Below are 15730 nucleotides of genomic sequence, written 5' to 3' on the forward strand. Positions count from 1 at the left end.
GCTACACCTCCTGGCCCAGATAGGCTTCGATGACTTTCGGGTTGGTACGAATCTGTTCCGGGGTCCCGGAGGCAATCATCTGTCCGCGGTCGAGCACATAGATGCGCTCGCACACGCCCATGACCAGACCCATGTCGTGCTCAATCAAGAGAATCGTAATCTTGAACTCATCGCGAATCCAACGGATCAAGTTCATCAGATCAACCGTCTCTTGCGGGTTCATCCCCGCCGCCGGCTCATCGAGCAACAGGAGCTTCGGCTTGGCTGCGAGTGCACGGGCGATCTCCAGACGGCGTTGTTCGCCGTACGGGAGATTTTTTGCAATCTCGTCCTTTTTGCCTTCGAGCTTGAAGATTTTCAGGAACTCGATCGCTTTCTCCGCCATGTCCGCTTCCCCTTTGAAGTGCTTCGGCAAGCGGAAAATCGAAGAGAACAGACCGTGCGACGCGTGCATGTTGTACGCAACCATGACGTTTTCCAAAACGGTCATGTCTCCGAAGAGGCGGATGTTCTGGAACGTCCGTGCCGCACCGCGCTTGGTGATTTGATACGGTTTGAGTCCGTTGACGCGGGAACCGCCGAAGAGAATCTCGCCTTCGGACGGCTCGTAGACGCCGGTCAGCAAGTTGAACAGGGTGGTTTTGCCCGCCCCGTTCGGGCCGATCAGCCCGACCAGTTCGCCGTCTGCGACTTCCAAGTTTACATCGGAGACTGCCTTCAGACCGCCAAAGATACGGGAGACTTTCTCCGCTTTAAGGAGTTGTTGTTGTGCCGCCATTTTTGGTCGCCCCCCCTCTCTTCTTGAAGAGCTTCATCACGTCTACGTTGCCAAGCAAACCCTTCGGACGGAAGATCATCGTCAGGATGAGGATCAGCGAGTAGATAATCATGCGCCACTCCGGAATGTCCTGCAAGAAGGTGAAGAGCAACGTCAGCAACACCGTACCGACCACGACGCCCAGCGTACTGCCGAGGCCGCCGAGTACGACGAAGACGAGAATTTCGAAAGACTTCATGAAGTTGTAGCTGCCCGGTGCGATTCCGTAGAAGTAATGAGCGGAGATGGCACCCGCCATGCCGGCGAAGAACGCGCCGACAACGAAGGCGATGACTTTGTAGCGAGTGACGTTGATCCCCATCGCTTCTGCGGCGATTTCGTTTTCACGAACGGAGATCATCGCACGGCCGTGCGTGGACTTGACGATGTTCTGAATCACGATGACCGTGATCAAAACGAGGAAGAAGACCCACGACCAGTTCGTGACGCGCTCGATGCCGTTGAGGCCCGCCGCGCCGCCGACGTAATCGTTGTTCAACCAGACGATGCGGATGATCTCCCCGAAACCGAGCGTTGCGATGGCGAGGTAGTCGCCTTTCAAACGAAGGGTCGGGAAGCCGATGATCAGACCGGCAACCGCCGCAGCCAGACAGCCGCAGATCAAAGCGAGCGGGAACGAGTAGCCCAAGTTGGTCGTCATGATCGCCGAGACGTACGCCCCGATCGACATGAAGCCCGCATGGCCGATGGAGAACTGACCGGTGAAGCCGTTGATCAAGTTCAAGGAAACCGCCAAGATGATGTTGATCCCGAGCATGACGAGAGTATCAACATAGAAGTCATTGAGGATCTCGCCCGAGATCAGTGCTTGGACCACCCCATAGAACACAAGGCTGATCGCAATTCCTAAGAAAAACCGCTTGTTCATTGAGTCTCCACCTACACTTTCTCGCGGACGTTTTTACCGAACAGGCCGGTCGGTTTGAAGATGAGGATCAAGATCAAGATGCCGAACGCAACGCCGTCGCGCCACAGCGACATGCCCGGAATCGATTGAACGCCGGTTTCGACGACGCCAAGCAGCAAGCCGCCGACCAATGCGCCCGGGATGATCCCGATGCCGCCGAGAACCGCTGCAACGAACGCTTTCAGACCCGGAATGATGCCCATCAGCGGGTCAACGGACGGATACATGACGGCGAAGACGACACCCGCCGCACCTGCCAGAGCCGAACCGATGGCAAACGTGGCCGAGATCGTCGAGTCAACATTGATCCCCATGAGGCGTGCAGCTTCCATATCGAAGGAAACGGCGCGCATCGCTTTGCCGATTTTGGTGCGGTGTACGACGAATTGCAGAACGGCCATCAAGATGACGGTAACTGCGAGGACGATGATCTGGATGGAATCGATGGTCACATCGCCCCACAGGGTGTAGGTCGATTTCGTGACGATTTCCGGGAAGCCCTGCGCTTGTGCGCCGAGGGTGATGATCCCGAGGTTTTCCAAGAGGAACGAGACGCCGATTGCCGTGATCAAAATGACGATGCGGGCCGCGTTGCGCAAGGGCTTGTACGCCAAACGCTCGATGAGGACACCGAGAATGCCGCAGACCACCATCGCAAGAATCAGCGAGAGAATCAGTCCGAGACCCGCTTTCGCCGCGAAGTACCCGGTGTACGCACCGACGAAGAAGACGTCGCCGTGTGCAAAGTTGATCAGTTTGATGATGCCGTAGACCATTGTGTACCCCAACGCGATCAAGGCGTAGATCGAGCCGATGGAGATCCCGTTGATGAGCTGTTGGACGAGATAATCGAAAGTCATGAGTACAACACCTCTCTTCGTTCAAGTCTGTATTGAATTATTCATTTCATGAAAAAAGGGGAGCTGTCGTGTCGCTCGACACCGGCTCCCCTCCAAAAAACGCAACCTACGGTTGGACTTTGGTATTGAAAGTTTGCTTGCCGTCCTTGTATTCGAGGACAACGGCTGCCTTGACCGGGTCGTGGTTTTTATCGAGTGCAATTTTACCGGTTACGCCTTCAAAGTCTTTGGTGTTTGCGAGTGCTTCTTTTACTTTTTCCTTGTCCGTGGAGCCTGCGCGCTTGACTGCGTCAGCTACCATGAAGGTCGCATCGTAGCCGAGAACGGCCATTGCATCCGGAACGGTGTTGTACTTCGCTTTGAATGCGTCGATGAACTTCTTGACTTTCGGGTCCGGATCTTCAGCGGTGTAGTGGTTGGAGATGAAGGTGTTGTTCAGGTTGTCTTTACCTGCAATCTCCACGAGTTGCGGAGCATCCCAGCCGTCGCCGCCTTCGATTGCTGCGGTGATGCCCATTTCGCGGGCTTGCTTGACGATCTTGCCGACTTCTTCGTAGTAGCCCGGTACCCAGATGACATCCGGGTTCAAGGTCTTGATGCGGGTCAGGACCGCTTTGAAGTCGGTGTCTTTGGTTTGGTAGGACTCGGACGCTACGATCTTGCCGCCCTTGGATTCGAATTCGGACTTGAAGGACTTCGCCAGACCTTTGGAGTAGTCGGAGGAGTTGTCGATATAGATAACTGCGTTCTTCGCTTTGAGGTTGCCTGCGGAGAAGTCCGCCATGACTTTCCCTTGGAAGGAGTCGATGAAGCAAGCGCGGAACACGTAGTCGTTGAGTTTGTTTTTCTTGCTGTCGAACGTGATGTCATCGTTCGTGGCCGACGGGGTCAGCATCGGGATTTTCTTGTTGTTCGCCACTTCAACTGCAGCGAAGGTGTCGCCGGAGATCGCAGCGCCCATCAGCACGTCGACTTTGTCTTCGGTGATCAGTTTGGTTGCGGTACGGGTGGACTCTTCCTTTTTGGACGCGTTGTCCGCGGAGACGATCTCGATTTTCTTGCCGTTTACGCCGCCTGCTTTGTTGATTTCTTCGACTGCGAGGTTGATCCCGTTCAACTGGGATTGGCCAAACGCAGCGACCGCACCGGTCAACTCCAAGTTGGTACCGATCTTAATGGTGTCGCTGTTGGAGGAAGAGGTGGTTGCCTTGGAACCGCAACCTACCAGTGCAGTCGTCACAGTCAGTGCTGCCGTTACGGCGATAAACTTTTTGCCCATCATCATCGAAAAAAGCCCCCTTTTTCTTGGTCAAACCGTTATTGTGTCTGTCTATGAACAATAACGTTGTAGATTGTTACATGAGTGTAAAAGTTCAGAATTATTTATGGATTCATAGTACACGAAATATTTTGAGCCTTCACCTGCCATATCTCTTAATTTTCGACTATTTTCGCCTGAAATGAGATATTAGGATTGAATTGCGCTTGTTTTCGCGCTCCCACCTCGATTCTATGCAGGACAAGATCAAGAGATGCTAGGAAAACATAGAATCTCGTAGTATATTAACCAGAGAGACCTGAACCATGAGGTGAAAGAAAACATGAGGATCGTCTATGATACGCCTTGGTTGGATGACGGATATTGGTTGTTGATTGTCGGACTTCCGGTCTTGTTGTTCATCGGCTTTTTCTTGGCCAAGATTCTGTTCAAGGACCGGGAGTACGATGTGCCGCAGAACGTGGTGGTCATGCCGCACGATCTTTTGTGGCGGACCTATACCAATGATTACCGTATCATTATGGAAATCTCGCGAGCGGTCGTCCAAGTGCAATCGTTTCCACCCGTTACTTATCACCAGATCTACCTCCATCTGCAATCAGAAGAAGCACACCGCGTGGCGTCAACCATCGGCACGTTCCACGTCTATCGCGAGCATGACATTCGCTCGTATTTAGACGAAGTGGATGCCCTCCGCCAAAGCCAGTTCCGCGGCTGATCCCGCCGGGAGAAAGGAACGACCTCGATGCCTGCCTCTTCGTCTACCAAACAACCTTCACTTCTACAAAAATGGGTACGGGCCGTTCGACCGCCGTCCCTGATCGCGGCGATTCTTCCGGTGTTGCTCGGCGGCGGTTTGGCACTGCTTGACCGTGGCTTTGACGGCTGGACTTTCCTGCTGACGATGATCGCAGTGCTGCTGATTCAAGCGGGCAGCAACCTGCTCAACGAATACTACGACGATCTCAAAGGGGCCGACGCCCACGGCGTTTCCGACGGCGTTCTGCACAAAGGCTGGCTGCTGCCGCAACAGCTCTGGGTCAGCGCCTGGACCTGCTACATACTGGCCCTTCTGCTGGGCGGATATCTCGTCTCCGTCGGCGGCTGGCTGGTTCTCGTGCTTGGCATCGTCGGACTGCTCGGCAGCATCTTGTACTCCGCCACTTCATGGGCGCTTTCGTATCATGCCCTCGGCGAAGTGACGATGTTCCTGCTCAGCGGGCCGTTGGTGACGCTCGGCACGTACTATGTCATGGTCAAGATCGCCTACACCTACGTCTTGCTCTCCGGCGTGCCGTACGGATTGCTTGCGATGGCGGTCACGCACGTTCACAACCTGCGCGACATTCGCCACGACAAAGCGATCGGCAAGCGCACTCTCGCGTCTGTCTTGCCACAACGTCCGGCGAATCGTCTGTTCTACATCTTGCTCCTGTTCGTTTATGTGATTCCCGTCGTGCTCTGGGCGATGGAAGTCATCCCGACGCTGTCTCTGCTCCCCCTGCTCACGTTTCCGCTGGCGGTGCGCATCATCCGCACCGTTCGCCCGACGACCGATCCGGTGGAGTTGAACATGGCGTTTGGGCTGACCGCTCTGCTTGAGCTCTTGTTCGGGATCTTGCAAGTCTTCGGCGTCTTTTTGTACTACTTCACGCACCTATAGCACGCATAGAAAAAAGCCAACGTCCTCCTCGCGGGAGAACGTTGGCTTTTTTTGTTAGACCCATACGATATGCAGAAGCCACGCGACGGCAGAGCCGATGAGAGCTCCGGCTGTCACGTCAAAGGGATAGTGGACGCCGACGTAGAGGCGGGCGTACGCCATGAGCGCGGCAAGCACCAGCATCCCTGCACCCCAAATCGGCGCACCCAAAAAAACCGCGACGGCGAGCGCAAATCCGCAAGCGCTGTGGTTGCTCGGGAACGAGAAACTCGGCTCGTGCTCCAGCAGCGGTTGAAAACTCTCTTGCACGAACGGACGGTCTCGATGTTTCAAGCGTCCGATGCCTTCGTTGATCCCCCGTGTCAGAACCGCCGCTGCAACCGCTTGCAGGACGAGCCACGCGCCTGAGGTGCCCGAATACACCACCACCAACCCCATGACGAGAAACAGCCAGAGCGGGCCCTTGGAGGCCATGTGGACCATCATGCGGTCCACGGAGCGTCGACGCCCGACTACACTGCGAATTTTTTGAAGGATGATCTTGTCCATATCCCCATGATACCACAGGCTGTAGGACTAGTTCCGCTTGTCGAGGATGCGAACCGCTTTGCCTTCACTGCGTGCAATCGATTGCGGCGGGTGAATCTTCAAGCCGATGGAGACGCCGAGCGCATCTTTGAGCATATGTCCGACTCGCTTGGAGAGAGTCTCCGTTTCCGAGGCAATGGCGAGCTCTTGGAGAACTTCGACGTGCAGTTCCACTTGGTCGAGCGCCCCGTCTCGGGACAACACGACTTGGTAATGCGGAGCGAGTTCCTGTACGGTCAGCAAGATGGCTTCCAACTCGCTCGGGAAAACGTTCACACCGCGGATGATCATCATGTCGTCGATGCGGCCCTTGATCCGCGCCATCCGACGCGTGGTCCGCCCGCAAGAGCATGGCTGTGAAGTCAACGCCGAAATGTCGCCCGTGCGATAACGGATCACCGGGAACGCTTCCTTGGTCAACGAGGTGAACACCAACTCGCCAAATTCCCCCTCCGGCAGCGGTTGCAGGGTCTCCGGGTCGATGATCTCCGCATAGAAATGGTCTTCGGCAATATGCAGGCCGTTCTGCTCTTCGTGACATTCACAAGCAACACCCGGTCCCATCACTTCGCTGAGGCCGTAGATGTCGATCGCCTTCAAGCCCCAGACGCGTTCCAATGCTTGACGCATCTCATCCGTCCACGGTTCCGCACCGAAGATGCCGTATTGAATCGAGCTTTGCGCCGGGTCAAAGCCTTGGCGTTGCATCTCTTCGGCAATGTTCAACGCGTAGGAAGGCGTGCAGCAGATGCCGCGCGGTTCAAAGTCTTGGATCAACGTAATTTGGCGGGACGTCTGTCCACCCGAAACAGGCACGACCGTCGCGCCCATCGCTTCAGCGCCGGCATGCAAGCCGAGTCCGCCTGTGAACAACCCATAGCCGTATGCATTATGGAACATATCTCCCGGACGTCCGCCCGCGAGGCAAATGGAACGGGCGACGATCTCCGCCCAATTTTCAAGATCGCGTTTGGTATAGCCGACAACGGTCGGTTTCCCCTTGGTACCCGAGGAACCGTGGATGCGCGCCACTTCGTCGCGGTCGCACGCAAACAGACCGAAGGGATAATTGTCCCGCAGGTCTTTTTTTACGGTAAACGGCAGAGAAGCTACATCATCCAAAGAGTGAATCTCCAGTGGATTCACACCCATCGCTTCAAACTTCTCCCGATAAAAAGGCACGCGCTCCGCGACGCGCTTGACCGTCGCACGCAGACGCTCCATCTGCAATTCCTGTAAGCGCTTTCGCTCCAGCGTTTCCATTCGCTCGTTGAAGATCATCGCAGTTCTCCTCCTCAAACTTTGAAACTACTAAAAAGCAAAGTCGTTCGATAGGTACGAATATTCTATTTCTTGATTGTCGTTGAAATTCCTCTACGTAACCAAAAAACCCCCTCTCAAAATCGGAGGGGGTTGCTGGAATTATCGGTTGGCTTCGACGCGGCCCGAGTTCGAGGCGAGGTCGATGGAGATCGAGATGTTCGACGCGCCGGAGTAGACGTTCGACCAAGTGGAGGTCGAACCGCTGCGCGACGTCGCGTTCGCTTGGCTCATCCCCGCCATGCCCAACATGTAGGTTTCGTAGTAGGCACGGTCTTGACCCGGCGGGTTGAAGCGATCGAAGCGAAGCGTGACGTGCGTGGCAATGCCGCCGGAAATCGTCACGTCAACCGACATCGAACCTCGGTAGTAGGACAGCACGTTGCCGTTCTCACCGAGCGATTGGTTGTAGCGGAAGAAGTTCTGTACGTCCGATTTGCTGGAACCGAGCACCGATTTCAACAAACCACCGTCTACCAACGTGCCCGCTGCCGGCGGTTGCTGGACAGGCGGAGTCGGAGTTGGGGTCGGTGTGGGAGTCGGCTGAGGTGTCGGTTTCGGAGTGGGATTCGGTGTCGGGGTGGGCGTCGGCGTCGGATTCACCGGCACCTGTTGCTCCTGTGTCGGCGTGCCGCTGTTCGACGGTGCAGGTGCCGGGCTCGTACCGTTTCCGGTCGTCGAAGTTGCTGCGCCGCTGCCCCCGCTGTATGGAGACTGCGGAACATAGTTCGAGGCGGTCGCACGAGGCGATGCCTTGCCTTGGTCGCGGGCGATGGCGGTCAATTGAGTCGCCAACGGTTTGGAGATGCCCTGCGTTTGCCCCGATGCCGCCTGTTGCGTCGCGAGGCTTTTGCCGCCGTCGGGCAGCATCGCCATGTACTCCTGTGGGATCGGTTGCCCGTCTTTGAGCGCTTGCATGACGGTCAGAAGCCAACCGAGGTCTTCGCCCTCTGCGTTGCCTTGGCCCTTGAACTCGCCAATGCCTTGCGTATTGCCGGTCTCGCCGCCCTGGGCGGTCGAGGACGTTTTTTCCGGTTCAGCAGTTGTGGTCGTAGGGTTCGTTTGGGACGCGGTGTGTTGCGGTTCTTCGGACTTGGCCAATGCGGTGGGCGCGAACTTGTTGAGCAGCAAGAGACCTCCGGCCAACACGATGCAAACGCCGCCCAATGCAGCCCAAGCACCTCCGTACTTGCCCTTGCGCAAGACATTGCCCATCATCATCACCACAGAAAGTGCGGAGAAAATTCCGAGGACAATCATACCAATGACCGTCAAACTGATTTTGTCGAGAATCGAGGCTAAATCCATGGGACATCTACACCCCCAAATCTACGCTTGTTATTCGAACATCTTCGACAGATCTCCCGAAAATCCTCTTTGTGTTATTTTCTATACATAAGCGTTTACAAAGTATCCGTAATGCCATATACTGGTGCCAAGAAAGAAATTCTTGGAAAACAAGGGGGTGACCCTCATGCTTAGCGGAATGTTTGGCGGATTTGACAGAAGCATTTGGATACGGTTCTGGGGCATGACGTTGCTCAATGTCGGGACCTTTATGATACGGCCTTTTTTGGCACTGTACTTGGCAAACGGTTTAGGGGCGGGGCTGACGATCATCGGATTTGTGTTGACGGTGCGCCCGCTGGGAGCTTTTTTCGGAAACATGCTCGGCGGGTATTTCGCCGACAAGATCGGCCGCAAGCCGGTGATGATTGCAGGTATGCTGCTCGATGCGGCGGCGCTGGGCGGGTATGCATTGACCGACAGCGTGCTGTGGTTCGCGCTTCTCTCGTTCTTGCAAGGATTCGGTTCCTCGTTCGCCGAACCAGCGGTCAGCGCGATGGTGGCAGACGTCACGAGTGAACAAAACCGCGCCCGCGCATTTTCCCTGATGTACATGGGCAACAACGTCGGTTGCGCCGTCGGCCCGTTGCTCGGCGTCTCGTTGCTCCTTGCGCATCCGGCCACGTTGTTTGGCATCATGGCGACGGCGACGGTGGCCTTCGCGGTCGTGATTGCCCTCTTCATTCCCGAATCGAAGCCGGAGAACATTGTCTGTGAATCGGACGCGTGCAAACGGTCGCAGAACAAGATCGGCTACGGGTTCATCTTGCAAGATGTGAAGCTCATCCTCTTCCTGCTCGGTTCGTTTGCCATCACGCTCGGTTACAACCAGATGTCGTCGTACTTGCCTCTGCATCTGGAAAACATCCTCCCGGACGCCTCTTGGCTCTACGGGGTGATGCAATCGCTCAACGGCATCCTCTGCGTCGTGCTCTCCATGCCTGTTGCACGCTTTCTGTCGCGCTTCAACCCCTATCATGTCATGAAAGCGAGCGGCGGGGTGTATACGCTGGGAATCTTGATCCTCGCGCTCAACCACAGTTCCTCGCTGATGCTGATCGGGTTCACGGTGTTTACGCTCGGTGAGATCATCTCGGCGTCCGTTTCGAAAAAGTTGCTCGCCGACTTCGCGCCGGACGACATGCGTGCCCGTTATATGGGGGCCAGCGGCTTCTCGTGGATCGTCGCCGCCACGATCGGTCCTCTGCTTGGCGGGCAGTTGATGCAGCAATTCGGCGGGCATGTGATGCTCTTGGTCTTCACGTTGATCATGGCGCTGAGCGTGCCGGTCTACCGAATGCTCTGGATCAAGCGCAAAGCCGAGTTGCAACCTGCCTTGGAAGTAAAAAAAGCCGTTCCCCTCGCTTGAGGGGGACGGCTTCTTTTTCGTAAAAAGGACTAGCAGATGTAGGATTCTTGCTCGACGATCTTCGCCGCGAGTTCACGCTTGACTTTGACAGCGTTGATCGGGGTGGAACGAGCGAGTTTCTTGAGGACGGAGAGTTGGGTTTTGAGGACGTCGCCCCCTTCCATCGCAGCAAGGGTTTCCTTGGCAATCGCTTCGATGCGACCGAAGGATTCGTTGACGAAGACGCGGGACATGGCGATCTTGGTCGCCGCTTTTGCTTCGCCGTCGCGTGCGATTTGCTTTTGCGCACGCAGGAGTGCAGATTCAGCCGCGAAGATTTCGATCGCGATGTCTGCGACGTTCGCGAGGATTTCTTGTTGAGCTTCCAGCGCCAGTTGGTACTTCTGCACGCCGTAGCCTGCCACCATCAGGAAGATTTTCTTCGCACGGTCGATGAGGTCTTCTTCGACTGCGAGCGGGATGTCTTCGTCAACCATGCCCGGCATCAGGGACATCAGTTCTGCTTGCAGACCTTGTGCCGCTTGCAGCAGAGCGATTTCGCCTTTCATCGCTTTTTTGACGAGCGTGCCCGGGATCAGGAGACGGTTGACTTCGTTGGTGCCTTCGAAGATGCGGTTGATGCGGGAGTCGCGGTACATTTGCTCAATCGGGTATTCCTGAATGAAGCCGTAGCCGCCGTGGATTTGCACGCCTTCGTCTACGACGAAGTCGAACGCTTCGGAAGCGAAGACTTTGGAGATCGAGCATTCGATTGCGTATTCGGCAATCGCCGCGGTCACGTCACGGCCGTTGGAGGTATCCACGTCCGCCAGACCCGCTTCGATCATTCCGCCGATGCGGTAGATCATCGATTCGGTTGCGTACGCTGCGATGTTCATGTCTGCGAACTTCTCGCGAAGCAGCGGGAAGGAGGAGATCTCTTTGTTGAACTGTTTGCGTTGGTTTGCGTATTTGACGGAGTGCTCGATCGCCAGTTTGTTGGAACCGACGCAACCTGCAGCCAACTTGTAACGGCCGATGTTCAAGATGTTGAAGGCGATGTGGTGGCCTTTGCCTACTTCGTAGAGCAGGTTTTCAACCGGCACGGCTACATCTTCGAGGATGAGCGGACGGGTCGAGGAGCCTTTGATCCCCATTTTCTTTTCTTCCGGGCCGGTGGAAACGCCCGGGTAGTCTTTTTCCACGATGAACGCGGAGAACTTGTCGCCGTCGACTTTTGCGTAGACGACGAATACGTCTGCAAAACCTGCGTTGGTGATGAACTGCTTCGTGCCGTTGAGCACGTAGTGGGTGCCTTCCGCGTTCAGGATCGCGGTGGTTTTCGCGCCCAGTGCGTCAGAGCCGGAGCCCGGCTCGGTCAGGCAGTACGCTGCGAACTTCGCGCCCGATGCGAGGTCCGGCAGGTAGCGTTTCTTTTGATCGTCGTTGCCGAAGTAGACGATCGGCAGGGTCCCGATCCCGACGTGCGCGCCGTGGGACAGGCCGAAGGAGCCTGCGCGGGTGATGTTTTCGGTGATCAGGGTGGAGGAGATTTTGTCGAGGCCAAGGCCGTCGTACTCTTCCGGAACGTCTGCTGCCAGCAGGCCGAGTTCGCCCGCTTGCTTGAGCAGATCGATGGTCAGTTCGAGGTCGAGTTTCTCGATCTCTTCACGGCGCGGTTCGACTTCGCCCTTGGCAAAGTCGGCCGTGGTTTTCGCGATCATCAGTTGCTCGTTGTTGAAGTCTTCCGGAGTGAAGACGTCAGCCGGAGAGGTCTTCTCGATCAGGAACGCGCCTCCGCGTTTTTTGGTTTTTACTTCGCTCATGGTAGTTGCCTCCTCAAATGTGTGGAATTAGTTCAACAGTTCGAATACGCCTGCTGCGCCCATGCCGCCGCCGATGCACATCGAGACCACGCCGTACTTGCCGTTGCGGCGACGGAGCTCGTTGAGAATCTGGACGGTCAGCTTCGCGCCGGAGCAGCCCAGCGGGTGACCGAGCGCAATGGCGCCGCCGTTGACGTTGACTTTTTCTTCGTCGAGACCGAGTTCGCGCACGACGTGGAACGCTTGCGACGCGAACGCTTCGTTGACTTCGAACAGGTCGATGTCGTCGACCGACAGACCTGCTTTTTGCAACGCTTTCGGGATTGCGACGACCGGGCCGACACCCATGATGTCCGGGTCCACGCCGCCGATGGCGAACGACAGGAATTTCGCAAGCGGCTTCAAGCCGAGTTCTTGCGCTTTTTCAGCAGACATGACGACGACTGCCGCTGCGCCGTCTGACGTTTGCGACGAGTTGCCCGCCGTGACGGAGCCTTGGACGTGGAATGCCGGGCGAAGTTTCGCAAGACCTTCCATCGAAGTGTCCGGGCGCACGCCTTCGTCGGTGTCGAAGAGGTACTCGTGAACTTTCACTTTGCCCTTCTCATCGACCGTTTGGAACTTGACCGGGACCGGAACGATCTCGTCTTTGAACTTGCCGGATGCAATGGCAGCGGCTGCACGTTGGTGCGAGCGAACGGCGAAACCGTCTTGCATTTCGCGGGAGACGCCGAAGCGTTGCGCGACTTGCTCTGCGGTGTGACCCATGCCCATGTAGATTTCCGGCATGTTGTCGACCAACCACGGGTTCGGAGCGAGTTTGTTGCCAACCATCGGAACCATCGACATCGATTCGACGCCGCCTGCGATCATGACGTCCGCTTGGCCGGTGAGAATGGCTTGTGCAGCCAGCGCGATGGTTTGCAGACCCGAGGAGCAGAAACGGTTGACGCTCATGCCTGCGACGTTCGTCGGGAGCCCGGCGCGCATCGCTACGATGCGGCCGAGGTTCATGCCTTGTTCGCCTTCCGGAATCGCGCAGCCGATGATGACATCTTCGACTTCACGCGGATCGAGTTCCGGAACGCGGTTCAGTGCTTCGCGCACAACCAGAGCCCCGAGGTCCTCCGGGCGGGTGTGGCGCAGGGAGCCTTTATGAGAACGACCTACGGCTGTACGGACAGCCGATACGATCACTGCTTCACGCATGATTCTGTACCTCCTTCAATCGCCTCGCAAACTAGTTGCGCAGCGGTTTGCCTTTCGTCAGCATGTATTGCATGCGTTGTTGCGAGAGCGGTTCGCCGCACAGCGAGAGGAACGCTTCACGCTCAAGGTCGAGCAAGTATTGCTCGCTGACCACGGAGCCGCCGATCACTTGACCGCCTGCGAGAACGTTTGCCACTTTAGATGCGATCTTCACATCATGATCGGATGCGAAGCCGTGGAGCTTCATGGTTTGCGCGCCGAGTTTGAGCAGCGCGTAGCCGTTTTCACCGACGACTTTGATTTTCTTCGGCGTCGGGGCTACGTAGTTCGGAGCCATCGCGAGCACCGCTTGCTTCGCGTCGTGCAGCAGGTAGTCTTGGTTTACGGTCATCTCGTCAGACTTGCGGAAGTAGCCGAGTTTTTGACCGTCGCGGAACGAGGTGGACACTTTCGCCATGGCAATCGTCTCGAACGCACGGGTGACGTACGGTTGGAGGTCGATGCCCTCCGGCACGTTCTCGATGTTGCGCAGGAGAATTTCCTTGTTCCCACCGCCGCCCGGAAGCAGACCGACGCCCACTTCGACGAGACCGAAGTACGATTCTGCCGCACCGACGATTTTGTCGGCCGGGAAGCAAACTTCTGCGCCGCCGCCAAGGGTCATGTTGAACGGAGCTGCGACCACCGGACGATCCATATATTTGAGAGCCATCGTCGCATTTTGGAACATGCGAACGGTCAGATCGAGTTCATCCCAATCGTCGTCTTGCGCCGCCATGAGAATCATCATGAGGTTGGCGCCCACGCAGAAGTTGTTCGCTTGGTTGCCGATGACGAGGCCCTTGTAGTTTTGAGAAACTTCTTGTGCCGCGTAGTTCATCATCGCGACGATGTCGTTGCCGATCGCTTGGTTCGGAGAGTGGAATTCAAGAGCTGCAACGCCGTCGCCGAGGTCGATCAGAGACGCGCCGGAGTTTTTCTTGATCACGCGGCCTTGCTCTTTGAGAGCGGCGAGCGAGATGATTTCCTTTTTCTCTTCCAGACCTTTGAACTCGCCTGTGAGGGTGTAGAACGACTTGACGCCGGCTTCTTCTTCGTAGAACGATTTCTTGCCGGATGCCAGCAAGTTTTTCACCAGTTCCGGGATGGTTTCGCCTTCTGCTTCCATACGAGCGACCGATTTCTCGACGCCCAGCAGGTCCCAGGTTTCGAACGGGCCGGTCTGCCAGTTGAAGCCCCACTTCATCGCGCGGTCGATGTTGACGATGTCGTCCGCGATTTCGGATGCGTGATTGGCGGAGTAGATCAAGGTGCGTTTCAAGACGTTCCACATGAAGAGGGACGCTTGGTCTTGGCCGTAGACGAGGGTGCGCAGTTTTTCCTTCAGAGACTTCTGCTGTTTCGCCATTTCCAGAGACGCGGACTTGATCTTGGTGCGCGGACGGTACTCCATGGTGTTGTAGTCCAGCGCATGGATGTCCTTGCCGATTTTTTGGAAGAAGCCTTTTTTGACTTTCTCCCCGATCCAGCCGTTCTCGACCATTTTTTGCAGGAAGGACGGGATGACGAAGGTCGATTTTTCCTCCCCGTCTTCTACGGAATCGTGGACGTTGTTCGCTACATGAACGAACGTATCGAGACCGACGATGTCGAGCGTGCGGAACGTGGCAGACTTCGGACGGCCGATTACCGGGCCGGTCAGCGCATCGACTTCATCGACGCCAAGGCCCGCTTTCTCCATCTCTTGAACCGAGACCATCAGACCGTAGGTGCCGATGCGGTTGGCGATGAAGTTGACGGTGTCTTTGGCAAACACGACGCCTTTGCCGAGGTTTTTCTCTGCGTAGTTCGCCATGAATTCGATGACACTCGGGTCGGTATCCGGACCCGGAATGATTTCGAGAAGTTTCATATAACGCGGCGGATTGAAGAAGTGCGTGCCGAGGAAGTGCTTGCGGAACGATTCTCCGCGACCTTCTGCCATCGCAGCGATCGACATGCCGGACGTGTTGGACGAAACGATCGTGCCCGGACGAACGGCTGCTTCAATTTTTTCATACACTTGACGCTTGATGTTGAGGTTCTCGACGACAACCTCGATCACCCAGTCGCACTCTTGCAGACGATGCAGATCGTCTTCGAAATTGCCGATCTCGATGAGATCAATCACTTCCGGTGCGTACAACGCAGCCGGTTTTTGCTTCAACAGACCGTCGCGACCGCGCTTGGCAAACAAGTTGCGGTCTTGCTCCGGATCTTTGGGCACGATGTCGAGCAGCAGGGACTTCACCCCTACGTTGGCGAGATGTGCGGCAATGCCGGCACCCATGACGCCGGCGCCGAGCACCGCGACTTTGCGAATCTTGCGTTCCATGTGTCCGTGACCTCCTTCAATGGTCCCCTCTATCCCTCAACCGAACAGTCGGTCGAAGATCGATATAGAAAAGTACAAAGCGTCAGAAACAACATTGACTGTTCAGTCTAACTTTCTGATATATCGTATTCTTCACGGCCTGAAAATATCCTTCTCCGATATTCGAAAAAT

The 15730-nt window shown here is 56.2% G+C and carries 13 protein-coding genes; 3 read left to right on the plus strand and 10 right to left on the minus strand.

Annotation, left to right across the window (positions count from 1 at the left end; genetic code table 11):
• Position 1: 1 nt before the first annotated feature.
• The 4 genes from JJB07_RS08190 to JJB07_RS08205 form a co-directional block, all read right to left on the minus strand.
• Positions 2–778, minus strand: a complete 777-nt coding sequence (locus JJB07_RS08190; protein ID WP_201633456.1) for an ABC transporter ATP-binding protein — start codon at positions 776–778, stop codon at positions 2–4.
• The gene (locus JJB07_RS08195) at positions 753–1706 is read right to left on the minus strand and encodes a branched-chain amino acid ABC transporter permease (RefSeq protein ID WP_201633459.1); all 954 of its coding nucleotides are present in this window, start codon (positions 1704–1706) and stop codon (positions 753–755) included. The genes JJB07_RS08190 and JJB07_RS08195 overlap by 26 nt, the downstream gene beginning before the upstream one ends.
• Positions 1707–1717: 11 nt before the next feature.
• Positions 1718–2605: a branched-chain amino acid ABC transporter permease gene (locus tag JJB07_RS08200; RefSeq protein WP_201633462.1), complete on the minus strand. Its 888-nt coding sequence runs from the start codon at positions 2603–2605 to the stop codon at positions 1718–1720.
• A 106-nt stretch (positions 2606–2711) separates the two neighbouring features.
• The gene (locus JJB07_RS08205; RefSeq protein ID WP_430727220.1) at positions 2712–3887 is read right to left on the minus strand and encodes an ABC transporter substrate-binding protein; all 1176 of its coding nucleotides are present in this window, start codon (positions 3885–3887) and stop codon (positions 2712–2714) included.
• Positions 3888–4206: 319 nt separating this feature from the next.
• Between JJB07_RS08205 and JJB07_RS08210 the strand changes: the two genes are divergently transcribed.
• Together JJB07_RS08210 and menA are read left to right on the plus strand one after the other, a co-directional pair.
• Complete coding sequence (locus tag JJB07_RS08210; RefSeq protein ID WP_201633465.1) at positions 4207–4602, plus strand: hypothetical protein; 396 nt, start codon at positions 4207–4209, stop codon at positions 4600–4602.
• A 27-nt stretch (positions 4603–4629) separates the two neighbouring features.
• The gene (menA, locus tag JJB07_RS08215) at positions 4630–5547 is read left to right on the plus strand and encodes a 1,4-dihydroxy-2-naphthoate octaprenyltransferase (protein WP_201633468.1); all 918 of its coding nucleotides are present in this window, start codon (positions 4630–4632) and stop codon (positions 5545–5547) included.
• A 54-nt stretch (positions 5548–5601) separates the two neighbouring features.
• Here the strand turns inward: menA and JJB07_RS08220 are convergent, their stop codons facing one another.
• The 3 genes from JJB07_RS08220 to JJB07_RS08230 form a co-directional block, all read right to left on the minus strand.
• On the minus strand, positions 5602–6096 hold the full coding sequence (locus JJB07_RS08220) for a phosphatase PAP2 family protein (RefSeq protein ID WP_201633470.1): 495 nt from the start codon (positions 6094–6096) through the stop codon (positions 5602–5604).
• 27 nt (positions 6097–6123) lie between these two features.
• A complete protein-coding gene (gene paaK / locus JJB07_RS08225) occupies positions 6124–7416 on the minus strand; it encodes a phenylacetate--CoA ligase PaaK (RefSeq protein WP_201633473.1) in 1293 nt (430 codons plus the stop codon).
• A 141-nt stretch (positions 7417–7557) separates the two neighbouring features.
• Positions 7558–8763 (minus strand): hypothetical protein, encoded by a 1206-nt coding sequence (locus JJB07_RS08230; protein ID WP_201633476.1) that lies wholly within the window; start codon positions 8761–8763, stop codon positions 7558–7560.
• A 166-nt stretch (positions 8764–8929) separates the two neighbouring features.
• Here JJB07_RS08230 and JJB07_RS08235 point away from each other — a divergent pair, with 166 nt between their 5' ends.
• The gene (locus JJB07_RS08235; protein WP_201633479.1) at positions 8930–10171 is read left to right on the plus strand and encodes an MDR family MFS transporter; all 1242 of its coding nucleotides are present in this window, start codon (positions 8930–8932) and stop codon (positions 10169–10171) included.
• A 29-nt stretch (positions 10172–10200) separates the two neighbouring features.
• On the opposite strand, the gene JJB07_RS08240 is transcribed toward JJB07_RS08235, so the two are convergent.
• From JJB07_RS08240 to JJB07_RS08250, 3 genes are read right to left on the minus strand one after another with little or no spacing between them, the layout of a single operon-like run.
• On the minus strand, positions 10201–11976 hold the full coding sequence (locus tag JJB07_RS08240; protein WP_201633481.1) for an acyl-CoA dehydrogenase family protein: 1776 nt from the start codon (positions 11974–11976) through the stop codon (positions 10201–10203).
• 27 nt (positions 11977–12003) lie between these two features.
• Positions 12004–13185: an acetyl-CoA C-acyltransferase gene (locus tag JJB07_RS08245; protein ID WP_201633484.1), complete on the minus strand. Its 1182-nt coding sequence runs from the start codon at positions 13183–13185 to the stop codon at positions 12004–12006.
• Between the two features lie 31 nt (positions 13186–13216).
• On the minus strand, positions 13217–15559 hold the full coding sequence (locus tag JJB07_RS08250; protein ID WP_201633487.1) for a 3-hydroxyacyl-CoA dehydrogenase/enoyl-CoA hydratase family protein: 2343 nt from the start codon (positions 15557–15559) through the stop codon (positions 13217–13219).
• Positions 15560–15730 lie beyond the last annotated feature (171 nt).

Source organism: Tumebacillus amylolyticus (assembly GCF_016722965.1).
Classification (GTDB): Bacteria; Bacillota; Bacilli; order Tumebacillales; family Tumebacillaceae; genus Tumebacillus; species Tumebacillus amylolyticus.

Coding starts and splice junctions, on each gene's coding strand:
- JJB07_RS08190 (WP_201633456.1), bottom strand. CDS start 778: ATGGCGGCACAACAACAACTCCTTAAAGCGGAGAAAGTCTCCCGTATC.
- JJB07_RS08195 (WP_201633459.1), bottom strand. CDS start 1,706: ATGAACAAGCGGTTTTTCTTAGGAATTGCGATCAGCCTTGTGTTCTAT.
- JJB07_RS08200 (WP_201633462.1), bottom strand. CDS start 2,605: ATGACTTTCGATTATCTCGTCCAACAGCTCATCAACGGGATCTCCATC.
- JJB07_RS08205 (WP_430727220.1), bottom strand. CDS start 3,887: ATGATGGGCAAAAAGTTTATCGCCGTAACGGCAGCACTGACTGTGACG.
- JJB07_RS08210 (WP_201633465.1), top strand. CDS start 4,207: ATGAGGATCGTCTATGATACGCCTTGGTTGGATGACGGATATTGGTTG.
- menA (WP_201633468.1), top strand. CDS start 4,630: ATGCCTGCCTCTTCGTCTACCAAACAACCTTCACTTCTACAAAAATGG.
- JJB07_RS08220 (WP_201633470.1), bottom strand. CDS start 6,096: ATGGACAAGATCATCCTTCAAAAAATTCGCAGTGTAGTCGGGCGTCGA.
- paaK (WP_201633473.1), bottom strand. CDS start 7,416: ATGATCTTCAACGAGCGAATGGAAACGCTGGAGCGAAAGCGCTTACAG.
- JJB07_RS08230 (WP_201633476.1), bottom strand. CDS start 8,763: ATGGATTTAGCCTCGATTCTCGACAAAATCAGTTTGACGGTCATTGGT.
- JJB07_RS08235 (WP_201633479.1), top strand. CDS start 8,930: ATGCTTAGCGGAATGTTTGGCGGATTTGACAGAAGCATTTGGATACGG.
- JJB07_RS08240 (WP_201633481.1), bottom strand. CDS start 11,976: ATGAGCGAAGTAAAAACCAAAAAACGCGGAGGCGCGTTCCTGATCGAG.
- JJB07_RS08245 (WP_201633484.1), bottom strand. CDS start 13,185: ATGCGTGAAGCAGTGATCGTATCGGCTGTCCGTACAGCCGTAGGTCGT.
- JJB07_RS08250 (WP_201633487.1), bottom strand. CDS start 15,559: ATGGAACGCAAGATTCGCAAAGTCGCGGTGCTCGGCGCCGGCGTCATG.